We start from the raw sequence: 16,293 nt of genomic DNA on the forward strand, positions 1-16,293 counted from the left end.
TTGCGGGATGGAAGCGGAGAAGATGGTGAGGCTCCTGAGGAACTCGAATCGGAACTCGAGCGATTCCAAGGAGCACCCGACGAGCTGTACGTCGATCGTCGGATGCTGAAGGTCCTCCCACAGGGATCCTCTGCCGCGGGTTCGGCAACCACACTTCGCAGCGCCCCTGCATCAACGAATCGACGCCTCGGAGCGGCACCAGAGTTGAAGTCGTCGGCCGCGGTCGTTACTCGCTTCCGCAGGGAAGCATGTCGGCGTAACTCCAGCAACTACCCGTTGTGACCGTCACCTTCTCAGACCCGGTAACCCCGCCGCTGCAGATCAGCTCGTAGATGTAGTCCGTCTCGATGGGGTAGAGGTTCTTCTGACCGCACATTCCAGGATGCTGCGCTCCGGCGGACTTGGTCACTCGCATCCGCTTGGTGAACGTCGTCTTGGTCCCGACCTTCGTCGATGCTTCGAATCCGAGCTCGAGGACCTTTTGTGTCGCTGTGGCCGAGAACGAGTGTTGGGCAGCAGAATCCACCGTAACGCTGTAGGTCACCTCATTGTCAAACTGCATCGTGCCGTCGAGTGTTCCGCAGGGATCACAAAGGTAGGTCGCAGAGTCGATGGCCGGAGCGGTTCCGGTTCCGCAAGGTTTGGGGTCGATCGATAGGAGCTTCCACTCGCAGAAGTAGTGGTCGCCAAATGGATCGCCGATAGACAAGTCAGTCGAAGCCCCCGGCTCGGGAACCAGCCCCACCGACGGTCCGACTGGGAAGACCTGGAATCCTCTCACCCGATCGACTTCAACAACGACCTGGTCGCCGGCTTGGGAGTAGTCCAAGCTCTGGATCGCTGCATTGTCCCAGGCCAGCGCGCCGAGGTCGAACGACAGGGCCTCGAGGTCTCCTTGACCGGTGAAGGGCTCATCCACCCGTGCGGAGCCGAGGCTGACTCGAATCGCCTGTGGGAGCCCTCCGATGTCTACTGCGAAACCGTCCTCGTCCAGCAATACCATCCGCAATCCCGCAAGGCTCTCCTGGTAAGAGACGTCTTCGTTCGAGGTCAGGGGGTGCGAAGGCAAGAACACGTTTACGGTCGCAGAATGCGCGACAGGGGTAACTCCCAGGCGATATCTCGCGGTCCAGGTGCCCGGAGCAACTTCAACGGCGACGTTCTGTAAGAACGGTGCGCCGTCCGTGGTCTGTCCCGTGTCGTGGGAGAAGCGGAACACGCCGCCCGAAGGGCCAATGAATGGCGAGACGTACATGCTCTCCGGACACACGCGGAGCACTACGCCAGGATCGACTGCATCGATACAGGGAGTTGGGCCATGGACTGCGACAAGCTCCACCTTGCGAAAGTGGGGCGGGTACCCCGCCGCGACCACCTCGAAGACATGGGCGCTGGCCGCGCCCATGCCAGCGGTGAGAACGCCCAGGCCATTGGGGCCGGTCGTCACGAGATCGTCAGTGGTCAAGTCGTGGATCAGCGCATTGGAGATCGGCGCACCGGAATAGCCGTCAACGACATAGACGGACAGTTCTGTGCACGACTGTGAGGCGCTTGCGGGTACGAGGCTCATGCCCAGCATGAATGTCGGGATGGCGCAGGTCGGCAACGAATAATGCATGAGAAGGTCTCGTGACAGGTCTTGGCTCGCCGGAACTCTTAGTGGAAGCCGGTGGGCACGGCGCAGGTCGTTCGGGAATGTTCAGTCGGCGAGGCGCGACGGGAAGGAGCGACGGTTGCCGAGCCTCAGAACTCCCGTGGCGCGTGCGCCCCATCCTACATTTCGGGAGCCCAGGCCCAGGCCCAGGCCCAGGCCCTGGCCCTGGGCCTATCCAATGGTTTCGGTTCGGGTTAGGGCGCCCAAGAATTCGTGCTGGAGCTCTCGGTCATGCTTCTTGTGTCGTTCGGAGCTCTATTGCCTTCGCGGCCGTGATGATTCGCCTGATTGATGCTATCGAGATGAACCGTGCGCCAGGGGTACGAGATTTGATCAACCTTGACGATTCTACAAAGGCGGGCGCGCGCTGATGAACTCGAGATCGGCGTGCCAACAGCATAGAACTCGAAGGGGTTGGGGGGCTCGGATTGAGATCGTCGCAGCCGGCGTGGGCAAGGGCCACACTCGAACTGAGGCCGAACCAGATGCGAGTGGGGATTCCGGGTTGGATGTGCGCTGACGACATGAGATCCAGCCCGTCGAAGTAGAAGTAGATCGCATTGCGGGAGTGCACCCTCAGACAGAATCCACAGGCCATGCGCTTCACGCGTTGGAGCTTGGCGTCGACCGAGTCGGCGACGCCGTCCGCCAGCCCTAGGACGACGGCGTCGAGGATGCCGCAGAAGTGCTCGCTGGCCATCCTGGCGACAAATTCGACGTGGGGCAGCCTCGACCACCTCGCCCTGGCAAGCCAGTTGCCCAAGGCCCACTTGGTTCAGGTCTTGCTCTTGTAGGACCACAGGCCTCTCGCCGCCTCTCGGATGCTCCATGCGCGAGCGGTCTCGAGGGGCACTCTCAGCATGACCTTGAAGCTCCGGCGCGTGCTGGCGTCGAGGGTCCCGATGTTGCGGATCGAGGTGCACCTTGTGCCGACCTAGGTTCTGTCGCGCTCGGCCATCCAAGTGCGCTGCTGGCGCATCGCCGCCGGCATCGCCGAGCTGGAGCCAGATCGCGCGGAGCTGGTGCGCGGTCTGCTGGCCGCCGCCGCCGACGTGCACCTGACCGGCCAACAGACGAACGGTGGTCCGTGGATCGACGTGACGGTGGTCAACTTCGATCCCCAACGCCTGCCGGTGGGGGACACCGCGGGCGTGCCCCAGAACCTGCTCGAGGGCCTGGGCCTGGTCTACTCCGACGAGCTCGGTCGGCGCACCGAAGCAGACCGCGCGGCTTTCACCGGTGTTGTGCGCCAGACCCTCGCCAGCTTCGGCGGACCCCACGGCCTGATCGGCACCACCCGCCGCGCCGCCGCCGAGACGGGCAACCCCGCCCGCGGCTCCCTGCGACTGCACCCCGGCCTGCTCGCCATGCTCGAGCAGCTCGATTGAGCGCACCGCCCTTGTTCCAACTCGACGACCAGACCCGTCCGCCCCAAGCCGAGGCCGAAGGACCTCCCGTCGTAGAGGACGAGCACGCCCCCGCCGGCCCGATCCAGACCTTCGAAGTCCTGGTCGAGGTCGAGCGCGCGCACATGTACTACGGCCTGCACCGACCGCCATGGAAGCGCGTCGCGCTGACGGTTCTCGGTGTCGTGCTGACCGTCGTGGGCCTACTTCTCTGGCTGACCCCGGTGCTGCCCGGCGGCTTCCTGGCCTACATCGGCATCCCCCTGCTCTTCGCCGCCTCCCCGCGCATCGAGTCGCGGATCCGGCGCTGGATCAAGCACCGCTTCCTTCGCCTGCGGGTGCGCTGGCGGCGGTGGCGGCAGTAGCCCCAGCGGGGAGCGGCACGAGGCGCTGTCGACCGGGGAGTTCGCCATCGACCTACCGCTGGGCTCGGCGCGCGAAGGCAAGTGAGGTCAGCGCGGCAAGTTGTAGATCACCGACAGGTCGTGGCTGAAAGCGTTGGCCACCAGGAGGTCGAGGCGGCCGTCGGCGTTGAGGTCGCAGAGTTCGATCCCCAGGCAGCCGAGGCCGGCGCCGAGGTCGGGCCAGCGCACGAGGCTGCCACCTTCGGCGGCGAGCCAGACGTTGGCGTTGTGGGAGTTCTGTGCGGCGACGGCCAGGTCGCAGCGGCCGTCGCCGTCGAGGTCGCCGGCGACGATCTCGGCCGGGGCCAGGCCGGTGGGGTACTCGGGTCCGGGTTGCAGGGCGCCGTCGCGCGCGAGGTACAGGCGCAGGAATCCCTGGGGGTCGCCGGGGGCGCGCCTGGCGAGCCAGGCCACGTCGGTGCGCCCGTCGCCGTCGAAGTCGCCGCAGGCCAGGTCGGCGGGGTCGCCGTTGGCGGGGGCGTCGGCCAACTCGCGCAGCTTGCCGCCGGCGAGCTCGTACAGCACGAGCTTGGGCGAGCCGCCGCCGAAAGCCACGGCGATCGCGTCGCGACCGTCGGGAAGTGCGAAGGGCGCGACGGCGGAGGGGGCGCCGCCCACGGGGATCGGGGTCGCGGTGGGGGTCCACCCCGCCGGCAATGGGCGCGGCACGTCGACGATCACGAGCCGGGCGCCGAAGGGATCGGCGACCACGAGCTCGCGGCCACCGTCGCCGTTCAGGTCGGCCAGGGTCAGGTCGCTCGCATCGCCGCCCAGGTCGACCGCCGCAACGGCCGAGCCGTCCAGTGCGCCCGTTCCATCGCCCACGAGGATGGCGAGCCGCGCTCCCTCGGGCGGACGCACCAACGCCACCGCGTCGTTCTTGCCGTCGCCGTTCAAGTCGACCACGACGACTTCGGTCGGGGACGGACCCACCGCCACGTCGCGCCGCTCGCCCAGGATCGAATAGCGATTGAGCAGCACCGAAACAGTGCCGTCGCTCCCGTTGGCGACGAGCGCCTCGGGATGTCCGTCACCGTCGAGATCGCCGGCGCCGACGGCCAGGGGGTTGGTGCCGACCGGGTTGCGCCGCGCCTGGTAGAAGGACTCCTTCTCGCGCGCGGCGAGGCCGGTGCCCGGCAGCATGCTGACGCGCCGCGCGTCGCTGTTGGCGATGGCGAGGTCGCGCGTGCCGTCGCCGTCGAAGTCGGCCACGGCCAGGTCCACCGGGGCTTGCCCCGCGTACTCGGACAGACTCAGGGCGAAGCGGCGCGCCTGGGAGTTCCATTTGCCGACGGCACCGTAGCCCGAGTCGTAGAACTGGATCGTGAGCAGCTCGGGGCTCCCGTCGCCGTCGAGGTCGGCGGCTTCGAGGGCCACGGGGACGAGTCCCGGTGCGCGCTGGCGCTGGGGGGCGACCTCGCCCCAAGCCTGCGACCCGCCGCCCGCATCGATGCCGAGCAGCCACAGGTCCTCGTCGCCACCGGCGCAGACCAGCTCGGTGTCCCCGTCGCCGTCGACATCCGCCTCGGCCAGGGCGCGGGGGATGCCGGCGAGATCGATCGAGGCGATCGGCTGCGCCGCGCCGCCGGCCAGGTCGCTCGCCGAGTAGCCGTGCAACTGCGGGGGGAGCTGAGTGCCGACCCAGACGGTCGCGCCGTCACGGGCCACGAGCACACAGGTCGGGCGAGTACCGCGCAAGTCCGCGCTCCAAGCCTCGCCACCGGCGCCGAAGCCGTGCAGTCGCTCGCCCTTGACCGCGACCACGACGTCGGCGCTGCCGTCGACGCCCAGGTCGCCCGTGGCGATGGCCCGGGGCGACGCCCCGAGGGGCCAGCGCTCGACCACGGCGCCGCTGGCGTCGACCCGTTGCAGTTCCTCCGTCGTGCGCGAAGCCACGAACAACTCCCGCCCGGCGCTGTCGTGGGCGACCACCGCCGGCAGCGGGAACCCGCCCACGTCGACGCGCCGGGGCGCCGCGGCCAGGCCGCCGGTGGACGAGGCGAAGACCATCAGGGTCCCCGGCTCCTCCAGGGTCACCACCAGGTCCGCCCGGCCGTCCCCGTCGAGGTCGGCCGCGGCGGCGCCGATGGCCCGGCCCGGGACCTCGACCTCCTGGCGCGCGAGCAGGCGCGGGGGGCCCTCGTAGGTGGGCCGGGCGGTCGACGCAGGAGCTGCCCGGTCGACGTCGGCGTCCGCGGGCGCCCGCGTGCCCGCGGCGGGCCCCGGGGCCGCGCCGTCGTTCGAACAAGCCGCAAGCGCCGCGCTCAACAGGGCTGCGACGCCGAAGCGACGCGTGGGGGACTCGCGTTGGACGACCATGGTCAGGATTGTGTCCGCCCGTCCCCCGGGGTCCAACGGGGCAGGCGCGGGACAGGTAGACGATCGGTGCCCGTGACCCCGGCCTCATCGGGGACTAAGTTCATTCCCCGCATGACAGCTTCGAACCCCACCTCCGGTCGCGCGTCCGCCCTGCTCCTGGCCGCCGGAGCGATTCTGGGCGCGGTCGTCTTCACCCTCGTCTTCCTCAAGGACGGCAACCTCGGCACCGACGCGGTCGAACAGCCCGAGGTGGCCCTGCCGACGCCGAGCGTGCTCCAGCAGGGTGGGGCCGCTGATCCCGCGCGGATCGTCGAGCTGGTCTCGGTGGCGCCCGATGAGCGCAGCGACGAGCTGCAGTACGGCCCCAGCACCGTCCTTTGGCCGCTCGAGATCCACCTGGACCTGGTGCGCCCCGCGCTGCTGCCGGACGTGCCCAGCGGCCCGCCCCTCGGCACCGGCGCCACGGCCCAGCTGCGCGGCCGCATCACCGACCTCGACGGCGCCGGAGCCCAGGCCACGATCAGCCTCCTCGGTGGCCCCAACGACGGACGCGAGCTGACCACCGGCGCCGACGGGGTCTTCGGGGCGATCGACCTCTACCCGGGGCTGGAAGTGGTGGAGGTGCGCGGCCCGCGGATCCTCGGTTCCAAGCGCGAGGTGCGCTTGCAGCAGGACAAGGAGACGCTGCTCAACATCGTCTACGCCCAGCCCGGTGGAGCCCAGGGGCGGGTGCTCGACCAGCGCAACGAGGCGGTCGCCGGGGCGACGATCACCATCGACGGCCAGTCGACCCTGACCGACGCCAAGGGCAACTTCCTGATCCCGCACATCGCCGCCGGTCGCTCGGTGTTGGTCGAGATCGACCATCCGGACTACTCGCCCTTCCGCGGCGAGACCGGCATCGCGCGCTCCTTCGTGGCCGAACCCAGCCGGCTCGTCTTCAACATGCAGGACCCGGCCACGGTCGTGTTCGAGCTGGCGAACGACGTCGGCGGACCGGGCCCGGCCCAGGTGGTGCTGGTGCCGACCCACGGGGGGCTGAACCGCACCTACCCCTGGTACCGCGTCAACCCGATCGAGCTGGGCTCCGAGCCGGTGACGGTGACGGGCCTGCCGCCGGGGACCTTCTACGCCTACGTCTTCCGCCCGGGCGCCGTGGGCAACCCGGACCGCACGCGGGTGACGATCGCGGCCGGCGAGACGCGCCAGGTGAGCCTGGGCCTCGAGGTCGCGCCGACCCTGCGCGGCCGGGTGGTTCGCGACGGCCAGGTCATCTCGGGTGCCACGGTGCGCCTGGTTGCCGCCGACCCGGTGCGTGCGACCCTCGACGTCTTCCGCGAGGAGCGCGGCTTCCTGGAGACCGAGGTCCTGCCGGCCCTGCCGGCGGTGCGACAGACCACCACCACGGACTCCAACGGCGAGTTCCTCCTGACCCGCGGCGCCGATGTGTCCACCTATCGCCTGCTCGAGGCGGTGTCCCCCGATGGCCGTACCCGAGCGGTGCGCGCGGTGGGCCCGGACGACGAGCAGGTGGAGCTGGAGCTGGTGCCGGTGGAGGAGGGCGAGGCTTCGCTGCAACTGCTCCTGTCGGGTCGCTTCCAGCCCCTGCCGGTGCAAGTGATCCTGGACGGACGCCCGCGGGAGGTCTTCGAGCTGCCGCCCGATCGCGACTTCGAGCTCGGTGGGCTGGCCGCGGGCAAGTGGAACTTGCGCGTGGTCTGGTGGGCCGAGGAGCTCTTGAGCGTCGACGGACTCGAGCTCGACGGCGTCGTGCAGCGCAACCTGGCCCTGCCCGAGGATGCTCGCGTCGGCCAGGATCGCGAGACCTGGACCCGTGCCGGCCGTCGCTGGCCCATGGATTGACGGATCGGCGCCGCGCGAGGTCAAAGGGGCGGCGGCGCGGCGTGCCACGCGGCGCACGGCCGGTATGATCCCGGGCCCATGTCCACCCCCGTTCTGGCCCTCGACGGGCGCTCACTGTCCCTTTCCGACCTGCAGCCCCTCTTCCGGGGTGGCGACCTCGAGCTGACCCTGACCGACGCGGCGCGCGCGGCCGTCGCGAGCTCGCGAGCCCTGGTGGAGCGAACCGTCGAGTCCGGAGCCGTGGTCTATGGCCTGACGACGGGCTTCGGGCGCCTCAAGAACGTCGCCATCGAAGCGGGCGACCTGGACACCCTGCAGCGCAACCTGGTGCTCTCGCACTGCTGCGGCGTGGGCGAGCCGATGCCGCGCGCCGAGGTTCGCACGGCGATGGTGCTGAGGATCAACGGCCTCTCGCGGGGCAACTCGGGCGTGCGCGTGGAGCTGCTCGAGCAGTGGATCCGCCTGTTCCACGCGGGCTTCGTGCCCTACGTGCCCCAACAGGGCTCGGTGGGGGCGTCCGGCGACCTGGCACCCCTGTCGCACCTGGCGGCCGCGACCATGGGCTACGGGCGCGCGTACCTGGGCGACGAGCTGCTGGATGCCAGCGAGGCCCTTGCCCGCCTCGGCATGGCGCCGATCGAGCTGGTCGCCAAGGAGGGCCTGGCCCTGATCAACGGCACCGAGATCATGAAGGCCACCGGCGTCGGTGTCGTGCTGCGCGCGGCCGAGCTTTCGCGCTGCGCCGACGCCATCGCGTCCCTCTCCCTCGAGGGCCTGTTCGGCAGCGTCAAGCCCTTCGACCCGCGCCTGGCCGAGCTCAAGGGTCACGCCGGCCACGCCCGCGCCGCCTCGAACATGCGCGCGCTGCTCGCGAACAGCCAAGTGCTCGACAGCCACACGGACTGCGATCGCGTGCAGGACCCCTACTGCCTGCGTTGCATCCCGCAGATCCACGGCGCGGTCAAGACCGCCCTGGCGCACGTCTCCGAAGTCCTGGCCGGCGAGATCAACGCCGTCACCGACAACCCGGTGCTGTTCCCCGAGACGGGCGAGGTCATCAGCGCGGGCCAATTCCACGGTCAGCCGGTCTCGATGGTGCTCGACTACCTGGGCCTGGCCCTGTGCACCCTGGCCAATGTGTCCGAGCGCCGCGTCGAGCAGATGGTCAACCCGGACCTCTCCAGGCTGCCCGCCTTCCTGACGCCCAAGCCCGGACTGAACTCGGGCATGATGATCGCCCAGGTCGCCGCCGCGGCCCTGGCCAGCGAGAACAAGATCTACGCCCACCCGGCCTCGGTGGACACGGTCCCCACCAGCGCCAACCAGGAGGACCACGTGTCGATGGGCGTCACCGCCGCGCGCAAGGCGCGCATGATCTGCGACAACGTCGAGGCGGTGCTCGCGATCGAGTACCTCTGTGCGGCCCAGGCCCGCGAGTTCCATAGCGAGCTGCGCGCCGGCGTCGGCGCCCAGGCGGCCTACGACCTCCTGCGCGAGCGGGTCGAGCCCTTGGACGTGGATCGCTTCCTGCACGACGACATCGAGGCGGCGCGGGCGTTGATCGCCAGCGGCGAGGTCACGCGCCGCGCGGAAGCCGCCATGGGGGCGCCGCTCGAGGCTTGAGGCCGTGTTCGACCTCGCCGCTGCCTCGACCCGCTCAGGCCTGACCCGCGGAGTGCTCCTCGCCTGCGTCGTCGCCGCCGGCCTCGCGTCCTGCGTGACGCCCGAGTCCAATCCGCCCGGCCCGGTGGACTACCCCGGCTGGCGCGAGGACGGGCAGATGCACTTCGGCACCCGCGACTTCGCGAACACCGACCTGATGCCCGGGGGCGAGGACCAACTGGTCATGGGCCTCGAGCTCTACGGAGCGCCGGAGGCGGCCTTCCTGTCGGTCGAGTTCGGCCTGTGGACCTCGGCGCCCTACGACGGCTCCCTCGACGACTGGTTCGACTCGATCAGCGGCTACCCGGACGAGGAGACCGAGGACCCCTCGATCTTCGTGCCCACGGTCGAGGGCTCGTCCTCGATCGAGGCTTCCCTGGGTCTGCGCAAGGAGCTGGCGCTGTTCGACGGGTTCCTGCGCCCCTACGTCTCCGGCGGCGTGTCCCTGCTGCGTGCGCGCTCCTTCGTGGCCACCGGGGCGCAGGGCGTGGAAGAGGGCGACACGACCTGGGGTTACTACGGCCAGGTCGGCCTGCAGTTCGCGCTCACGCCCAACGCCAGGGTCGGGATCGCATGGCGCGCCTTCGAGGGCCAGCCGGTGGATCTGCTCGGGGTCAGCGGCCGGCCTGACTACCGGCAGCTCTCGTTCACGTTGGGCTTCAGCTATTGACGACCGCAGCTATTGAGGACCGCAGCTATTCAGGACCGTGCCTTGCGGCGCGCCGCCCCGGGCGGATGATGGCCCCATGGAGCCGCCGATCTTCGCCCTCGACCGCTACACGGTCCTGGCCAACTCCCCGCGGATCCTGACCAAGCCCATCGCCGGCGGCAATCAGGAGCTGCTGCGCGTGGGCTGCTTCATGGCGGTCGACGAGACGGGGAGTACAGTGGCCTTTCGCACCGACGAAGCGCCGCTCCTGCGTCCGCAGTTCGAGGTCTTCACCAACGGCGAGGCGAGCGAGCTGATGCTGCATGTCGCGCCCGAAGGCGAAGCCCAGGTGGTGCGCGCACCGGACTCGGCGGGCGACGTGGTCGGGCGTTTGCGTCCCCACGCGCGCGGTCCGCTGCTGGCGCGCTCGTGGCGCGTCGAGGGCCCCGACGGCACGACCGTGGGCGAGTTGGCCGATCGCAATGCACGCACGGCCCTGGCCCGGCGCTGGCGCCGCCGCCGCGCGCGAGAGGCCTTCGAGCTGCGGCCCGCGGGCGGTGGACCGGTGGCCTGGCTGCTGCGCGACCCCGACCCGGAGCCCTACCTGCTGCGGGTGGTGGCCAAGGCGGGCTTCGCGATCGACCGCCGCCTGCTCTTGGCCTGCGCCCTGGTCGTCCCCGCGCTGGAGGGGATGACGGATTACCTGCGGCCCCGGTCTCCGGTGCGCTGATGGCGGGCCTGCGCGCGCTCGGCCGGTGGATCGCAATCGTCGGATCACTGCTCGCACTGGTGTGTTCCTGTGGTCGCGAAGCGGAGCGGGCCCGGGACGAGGCCCTGGCCCAGGCCGCGCGCGCGAAGGCCATGCTCGAGGCCACGCGCCTGGAAGGAGAGCGGCTCGATGCGCTTCGCGCTCGCGATCGGCTGTCGACGGCCGAGGTGGAGTCGGCTCCCACCGCGCCCACCGATCGCCCCTACGTGCTCGTCCTCGGCACGGCCCAGGATGGCGGGCTGCCCCAGCTCGGCTGCCGGCGCGCGTGCTGCGTGGCCGCGCGCGAGGATCCCTCGCGCCGGCGGTCGGTGACCTCGCTGCTGTTGGTCGACCCGCGCGCGAGGCGACGCTGGCTGATCGACGCCTCGCCCGACATCGATCGGCAGCTCGAGGTCGCGGTCGACCATCCGCGAGGTTGGAGCCCGCCCGCGGCGCAGGGTGGTCGCCCGCCGCTCTTCGATGGGATCCTCTTGACCCACGCGCACACCGGTCATTACGCCGGCCTGCTGCCCCTGGGGCGCGAGGCCTACGGCGCCGCGGGGCAGCGGTTGTACGCGACCGAGTCCATGCAGGCCTTCTTGACCGACAACGGTCCCTGGTCCCTGAGTGTCGCTGGTGGCGGCTTCGACTTCGCGCGTATCGACCCCGAGCACCCGCTGCGGGCGGGCGAGGACCTTGTCGTCGAGGCCCTGCGCGTTCCCCATCGCGACGAGTTCTCCGACACCCTGGCCTTCGTGATCCGCGGGCCCGAGCGGTCCCTGCTCTACCTGCCGGACATCGACAAGTGGGAGCGCTGGGAGACGCCCGTGGAGGAGGTCCTGGCCGGGGTCGACGTGGCCCTGGTCGACGGGACGTTCTTCGGGCCTGACGAGCTTCCCGGGCGCGCCATGGCCGAGATCCCGCACCCCTTCATTTTCGAGAGCCTCGAGCGCTTCGCGCCCCTGTCGGAAACGGACCGGGCCAAGCTGCGCTTCACTCACCTGAACCACTCCAACCCCGCCGCCGACCCCGCCAGCGACGCCGCGCGGCAGGTACGCGACGCGGGCTGTTCCATCGCGCAGGACGGCGAACTGCACGCGCTCTGACTGCCGGCTGTGGGCTTCGGTCGCGCCAGTCGGGCTGCCGCACACACCGGCTGCCACACACACCGGCGGCCCGGCAAGCTCCATGACTCCCGACAACCGAATCGACGCCGCGACGCTCGTCCGCTCGCCTCGCACAGCCGTCGCCACAGCCCTTGCGCTCGCGGCCCTCTGGAGTGGGTCGGCGAGCGCCGTGGCCCGAGCGCTCCAGCCGCAGGTTGGCGAGACGGCCACCGCGGTGGACGACGCGCTCCTCGCCGAGCTCGCCGCCCGCTGCGGTTCGCGGGTCGACTGGGCCCCGGACTGGAGGCAGGCGGCCCTGCGCGCGCGGCGCGACGGGCGACGAATCCTGCTGGTGGCCTACCTCTACGGCAACCTTCAGCTCGGCGTGGACCTGACACGCGTGCCGATGTTCACGACCTTCGAGGACGACGAGGTCGTCGCCCTGGTCAACGAGCGCTTCGTGCCCCTGTGGTACCGCAGCGGCGATGCCGTGCCCTTCGTCGGTGCCTATGGTGTCGGGCCCCTCGCCTTCGGGCGGGGCATCTTCGTCGTCGAGCCGGACGGGCAGGTCGTCGCCGAGCTCGAGCGGGTCGATACCCCGACGATGGTCGACGCCTTCCTGCGCGAGCAGCTCGCGCCCGCGACTCCGCCCGGGCCCGAGGCCGTGGAGCGGGCCGATCCCCCGGAGCGCTACGCGCGCGCGGTCGAACTCGAGCGTGGGGGCGACCTCGACGCCGCCCTCGCTTGGCTGGCCGGCGTCGACAGCTTCGACGCTCTGACCCTGTCGGGCGACATCCACGCGCGACGCTTCGAGGCCGAGCCCGCCTTGACCGCCTGGCGTGCCGCGCGGCCCCTCGATCCCTCGCGCCTGGCGCAGCTGCAGGTGCGCGAGGCCGCCGTGAGGATCGGCCTGGGGGAGCTCGACGAGGCGGCCACGCTCTTGGCCGCGTGCCTGGCCAGCGACGACGGGGAGGTGCTGGCGAATGCGCTCACCCTGCGCGCGACCCTGGACCTGGCGGCCGGTGAGCCGGCCGAGGCCGACGCCGCGCTGCGGCGGCTGGTGAGCGAGTTGCCCGACCAACCACGTGCCCGGGCGGCGGCCGGGGTGATCGTCAGCGGACTGCTGGAGCTGGTGGAGCAGTCCGATCCCCGCTGGCCGAGTCCGACGCGCTTCGACGCGGCGGTCAGGCCATCGGCGCCCGCGACCCTGCCGGTGCGTCAGACCTCCGAAGCCATGCGAGCAGCCGTCGAGTGGCTGATCCGCGCGCAGCGCGCGGACGGTTCCTGGGCCGCCGGACACGAGCTGCGCGACGAGCCCGCGTCGGTGGCCCACGCCTTCACGGAGTCGGCCACCGCGGTGGCCGCCCGCGCCCTGCTGCGCGCTCCGGGAGATCGCGCGCGCGCCGCAGCGACGCGGGCGGTCGCCTACGTGGTGGGGCGCGCCCGATCGCGCGCGACAGCTCGTCCGCAGCCCGCGGGCATGGACTACACGCCCTGGGCCGACGCGATGCTGCTCGATGCCCTGTCCGCGGCGCGGGCTGCCGAGTTGCTCGATCCCGAGACCTTCGCCGAGGCCGTGGACGCCGTGGTGGGGGACCTGGCCAGTCGCGTGCAGCGCGACGGCGGATGGGGCTACTACGCCCCGGCCACGGACGATCCGGCGGGCTCGCCGTCGATCTCCATGAGCTTCACCACGGCCGCGGTGCTACAGGGCCTGGCCCGCGCGCGCGAGCAGGGTGCCGCAGTCGACGCCGCCGTGATCGAGGGCGCGATCGGCGCCCTGGAGGGCATGCGGTCCGCCGACGACTGGTACGGCTACCTGGCCGTCGAAGGCGTGCGCCAACCCGGCGATGCGGAGCAGCGAGGGGCGACGGGGCGCGGGCCCGTCTGCGCCATGGCCCTGTGGCGGGTGGGTGAGGTCCGGGGCCCGGACCTGGCGCTCGCCCTCGAGCGCTTCTTCGACGGCCTGCCCCTCCTGGCCCGCGAGCGCGGCAAGGTCCTGATGCACTGTGGCCCCGGGGGACTGGGCTGCCACTACCTGTCCTTCGATTACCTGTCGGCGGCGGAGGCCATGGCCTGCGGTGATGTCAGCCCCCGTGACGCGCTGGTGCTGATGGAGCGCGTGCTCGAGCTGCGCCGCGCGGACGGCTCGTTCAGCAGCACGCCGATCCTCGGCGCGAGCTACGCGACCGCCGCCGCGCTGATTACCCTCGACGAACTGCGCCCGCGCTCGGCGCGTTGAGCGCGCGTCGCGGGCGACCCGCGCTCAGATCGACACCTGCCACAGCTCCCGCATCCAGTCCGGCTGCACGTCGGGGTTGCTGCCGCGCACGATCTCGCCCAGGGCCAGGCCGTCGCGGCCGTCGACCAGGATCCCGGCCGCACCCAAGAGGGCTGCGCGCGTGCCGGCCGCCACGTCGTCGCGCCCGAGCAGGCCTACGGCCTCGCCCAGGGCCTCGACCGAATCGTGCAGGGCCAGGGCCACCGTGAACTGTTGGCGCAGCTCCGGCGCGGCCGAGGTCTCGATCGCCCGCGCGAGCAGCCCCGCGTCGGGGGCGTCGCCGATCATGCCCAGGCCCAGGGCGATGCCCGCGCGGGGCAGGTCGGAGTCTTCGCTCGTGAAGGCCTCGCGCAGCACGCCCCCCGTCACCGGCTTGCAGATCAGGCCCAGGGACAGGGCCGCGTGGTAGCGGTCGATGTTCCCCTGTGCGTCCTGCAGGCGATGTCCCGAGGCCTGCAATGCCAGCTCGTCGCGGGCGATTCCGCTGGCGACCACGAGGGCGCCTTCGGTGACCGAGGACTGGCGCTGCGAGAGGGCGGCGCGCAGGGTCGCGCGGTCGCCCGGGTCGTTGAAGCGCCGCGCGTGGATGCCGAGTGCGAGGGCCGCGTAGGGCCGCAGGTTGCTCGAGCCCTTCAGCAACTGGCGCTCGATGAACTCGCTGTGCTCCTCGCGCCCGCAGCCGCCCAGGGCGAGCAGCGCGTAGCCGCGGGTGGTGAGCTCGGCCTCGAGCTCGAAGGCCGTGGCGATCGCATCGGCGGCGAGCGGGTTCTGGGCCGACCCAAGCGCCAGTAGGGCCGAGCGTCGCAGTTCGATGGGGCCCTTGGAGGCCGCATCGAGCAGCTCGGCGATGATCCCCGCGTCGTTCGCCCTGTCCAGGGCCTCGGCCGCCTGGCAGCGCAGCAGTAGACCGGCGTTCTCGTCGTTCAGGACGGCTCGGGTGAAGGGCACGAGCTGCGGTGAGTCGGTCAGCCGCTGGTAGGCGAGCACGCCCAGGGTCTGCGGGTCGTGACCGCGCCCGCCTTCCACGCCCCGCGCGGCGTGGGCGACGATCGTGTCGAGCACCTCCGCCGGCATGTGTTCGCGAGCGAGACCCAGGGCGATCCCGGCGTAGTACGCGCCGTAGGGCGAGACCTCGGCCACGCGACCGCGTTCGTCGCGGCCGACCAGCAGCGCGCGCAGGTAGGGCACGTGCTCGGAGCGCCCGCTGAGGCCTAACCCGAGCACCGCGCAGTGGCGGACCTGGCTGTTCGAGTCGTGCAGCAGGGGCTCGAGCAGCTCACCCGCGCGCTCGGGCTCGACACGTCCGACGACCAGCGCCGCCGCCGCGCGCACCTCGGAGCGAGCGTGCTTCAGATCGTCGGCCGCGAGGACGGTCAGGGCTTTGGTGAGCGTCGCGCGCTCCGCCTCACCGGGACGGCCGTAGCGCTCGAGGTCGACCGCGCTGATGGTCCGCTCGACACGATCGGGCCGCAGGTAGTCGAGCTTGTTCATCTCCCACCACATCCACCAGTCGCCCACGTCGGCGCCGCTGGTCGTACCGGTGGTGGCCCCCGAGGGGTTGTTGCCCCCCGTGGACGGACCGGAGACCGATCCTCCGGTCACGACCCCTGGGGCGACGCCGATCCCCGGCCGCGGCACGGTCACCGGGCCCTGGATGCGCGCGGCTTCGCTGGCCGTGAGTCCGTTGTGCTCGAGCCACACTTGCAGCCGCGGGTCGTCCGCCAGCTCCACCAGCCAGGCGTGGTTGTGCTCCGCGGCGATCGAGTCCACGAGCGCGTCCTCGCCGCTGCGGTGCAGCAGCCAGGCCACCGCGCAGCGCCGCCCCTGCGGATCCACGAAATAGGGCGGACGCCCCCCGAGCTCGAGCAGGTCCTGACCCAGGTCGGCCCGCTCGCGATACTCGCGCAGGTAGCCGATCAGGGCGGCACGACGGGCAGCCGCCGCGGGGTCCAGACCGGCGGTCGGCGCCGCCAGCAACTCGGCCTCCACGGCCGCGTAGTGCGCGACCAGGGCCGCGGTGTCCGTGGCCCCCTCGGCCTGAAAGGGGTCCGTGGGGGCTCCAGCCTGGTCCTGAAGCGGCCCCAGGGGCTCCGTGCGGGCCGGAAGCGACAGGGCGAGCGCGGCGGGAAGGCAAAGGATGAGGCGCTTCATGTCCCCCCTAGCCCGCCACGGACCCGCAGTCTCAGCAGCCCCTGGTTGAA

Annotated in this window: 12 protein-coding genes; 8 read left to right on the forward strand and 4 right to left on the reverse strand. The window is 71.3% G+C overall.

The features are described 5' to 3' along the window. Window positions 1-226: 226 nt before the first annotated feature. Complete coding sequence (locus Pla133_RS09420; RefSeq protein ID WP_145064662.1) at window positions 227-1,618, reverse strand: hypothetical protein; 1,392 nt, start codon at window positions 1,616-1,618, stop codon at window positions 227-229. 265 nt (window positions 1,619-1,883) lie between these two features. Continuing rightward, window positions 1,884-2,417, reverse strand: a complete 534-nt coding sequence (locus tag Pla133_RS09425) for a transposase (protein WP_145064663.1) — start codon at window positions 2,415-2,417, stop codon at window positions 1,884-1,886. A 199-nt stretch (window positions 2,418-2,616) separates the two neighbouring features. On the opposite strand from Pla133_RS09425, the gene Pla133_RS09430 reads away from it, so the two are divergent. Both Pla133_RS09430 and Pla133_RS09435 read left to right on the forward strand, forming a co-directional pair. Next, on the forward strand, window positions 2,617-3,042 hold the full coding sequence (locus tag Pla133_RS09430) for a hypothetical protein (protein WP_145064664.1): 426 nt from the start codon (window positions 2,617-2,619) through the stop codon (window positions 3,040-3,042). 11 nt (window positions 3,043-3,053) lie between these two features. Further along, a complete protein-coding gene (locus tag Pla133_RS09435; protein WP_419192292.1) occupies window positions 3,054-3,425 on the forward strand; it encodes a hypothetical protein in 372 nt (123 codons plus the stop codon). An 87-nt stretch (window positions 3,426-3,512) separates the two neighbouring features. Here Pla133_RS09435 and Pla133_RS09440 read toward each other — a convergent pair whose 3' ends face one another. Next, complete coding sequence (locus Pla133_RS09440; protein ID WP_145064666.1) at window positions 3,513-5,783, reverse strand: FG-GAP repeat domain-containing protein; 2,271 nt, start codon at window positions 5,781-5,783, stop codon at window positions 3,513-3,515. Window positions 5,784-5,894: 111 nt separating this feature from the next. On the opposite strand from Pla133_RS09440, the gene Pla133_RS09445 reads away from it, so the two are divergent. From Pla133_RS09445 to Pla133_RS09470, 6 genes are all read left to right on the forward strand, one after another. Further along, a complete protein-coding gene (locus Pla133_RS09445) occupies window positions 5,895-7,646 on the forward strand; it encodes a collagen binding domain-containing protein (protein ID WP_145064667.1) in 1,752 nt (583 codons plus the stop codon). A gap of 78 nt (window positions 7,647-7,724) precedes the next feature. Continuing rightward, window positions 7,725-9,269: a histidine ammonia-lyase gene (hutH, locus tag Pla133_RS09450; RefSeq protein ID WP_145064668.1), complete on the forward strand. Its 1,545-nt coding sequence runs from the start codon at window positions 7,725-7,727 to the stop codon at window positions 9,267-9,269. A 4-nt stretch (window positions 9,270-9,273) separates the two neighbouring features. After that, a complete protein-coding gene (locus Pla133_RS09455) occupies window positions 9,274-9,978 on the forward strand; it encodes an outer membrane protein (RefSeq protein ID WP_145064669.1) in 705 nt (234 codons plus the stop codon). Window positions 9,979-10,054: 76 nt separating this feature from the next. After that, complete coding sequence (locus Pla133_RS09460; protein WP_145064670.1) at window positions 10,055-10,687, forward strand: hypothetical protein; 633 nt, start codon at window positions 10,055-10,057, stop codon at window positions 10,685-10,687. Continuing rightward, window positions 10,687-11,811: an MBL fold metallo-hydrolase gene (locus Pla133_RS09465; RefSeq protein WP_145064671.1), complete on the forward strand. Its 1,125-nt coding sequence runs from the start codon at window positions 10,687-10,689 to the stop codon at window positions 11,809-11,811. Before Pla133_RS09460 ends, Pla133_RS09465 begins: the two co-directional genes overlap by 1 nt. Window positions 11,812-11,893: 82 nt before the next feature. Further along, complete coding sequence (locus Pla133_RS09470; RefSeq protein ID WP_145064672.1) at window positions 11,894-14,053, forward strand: hypothetical protein; 2,160 nt, start codon at window positions 11,894-11,896, stop codon at window positions 14,051-14,053. Between the two features lie 24 nt (window positions 14,054-14,077). Here Pla133_RS09470 and Pla133_RS09475 read toward each other — a convergent pair whose 3' ends face one another. Then, window positions 14,078-16,243, reverse strand: coding sequence for a HEAT repeat domain-containing protein (locus tag Pla133_RS09475; RefSeq protein ID WP_145064673.1), 2,166 nt, complete (start codon window positions 16,241-16,243; stop codon window positions 14,078-14,080). Between the last annotated feature and the right edge of the window lie 50 nt (window positions 16,244-16,293).

The sequence above is a fragment of the Engelhardtia mirabilis genome (genome assembly GCF_007748095.1).
Lineage (GTDB): Bacteria > Planctomycetota > UBA1135 > UBA1135.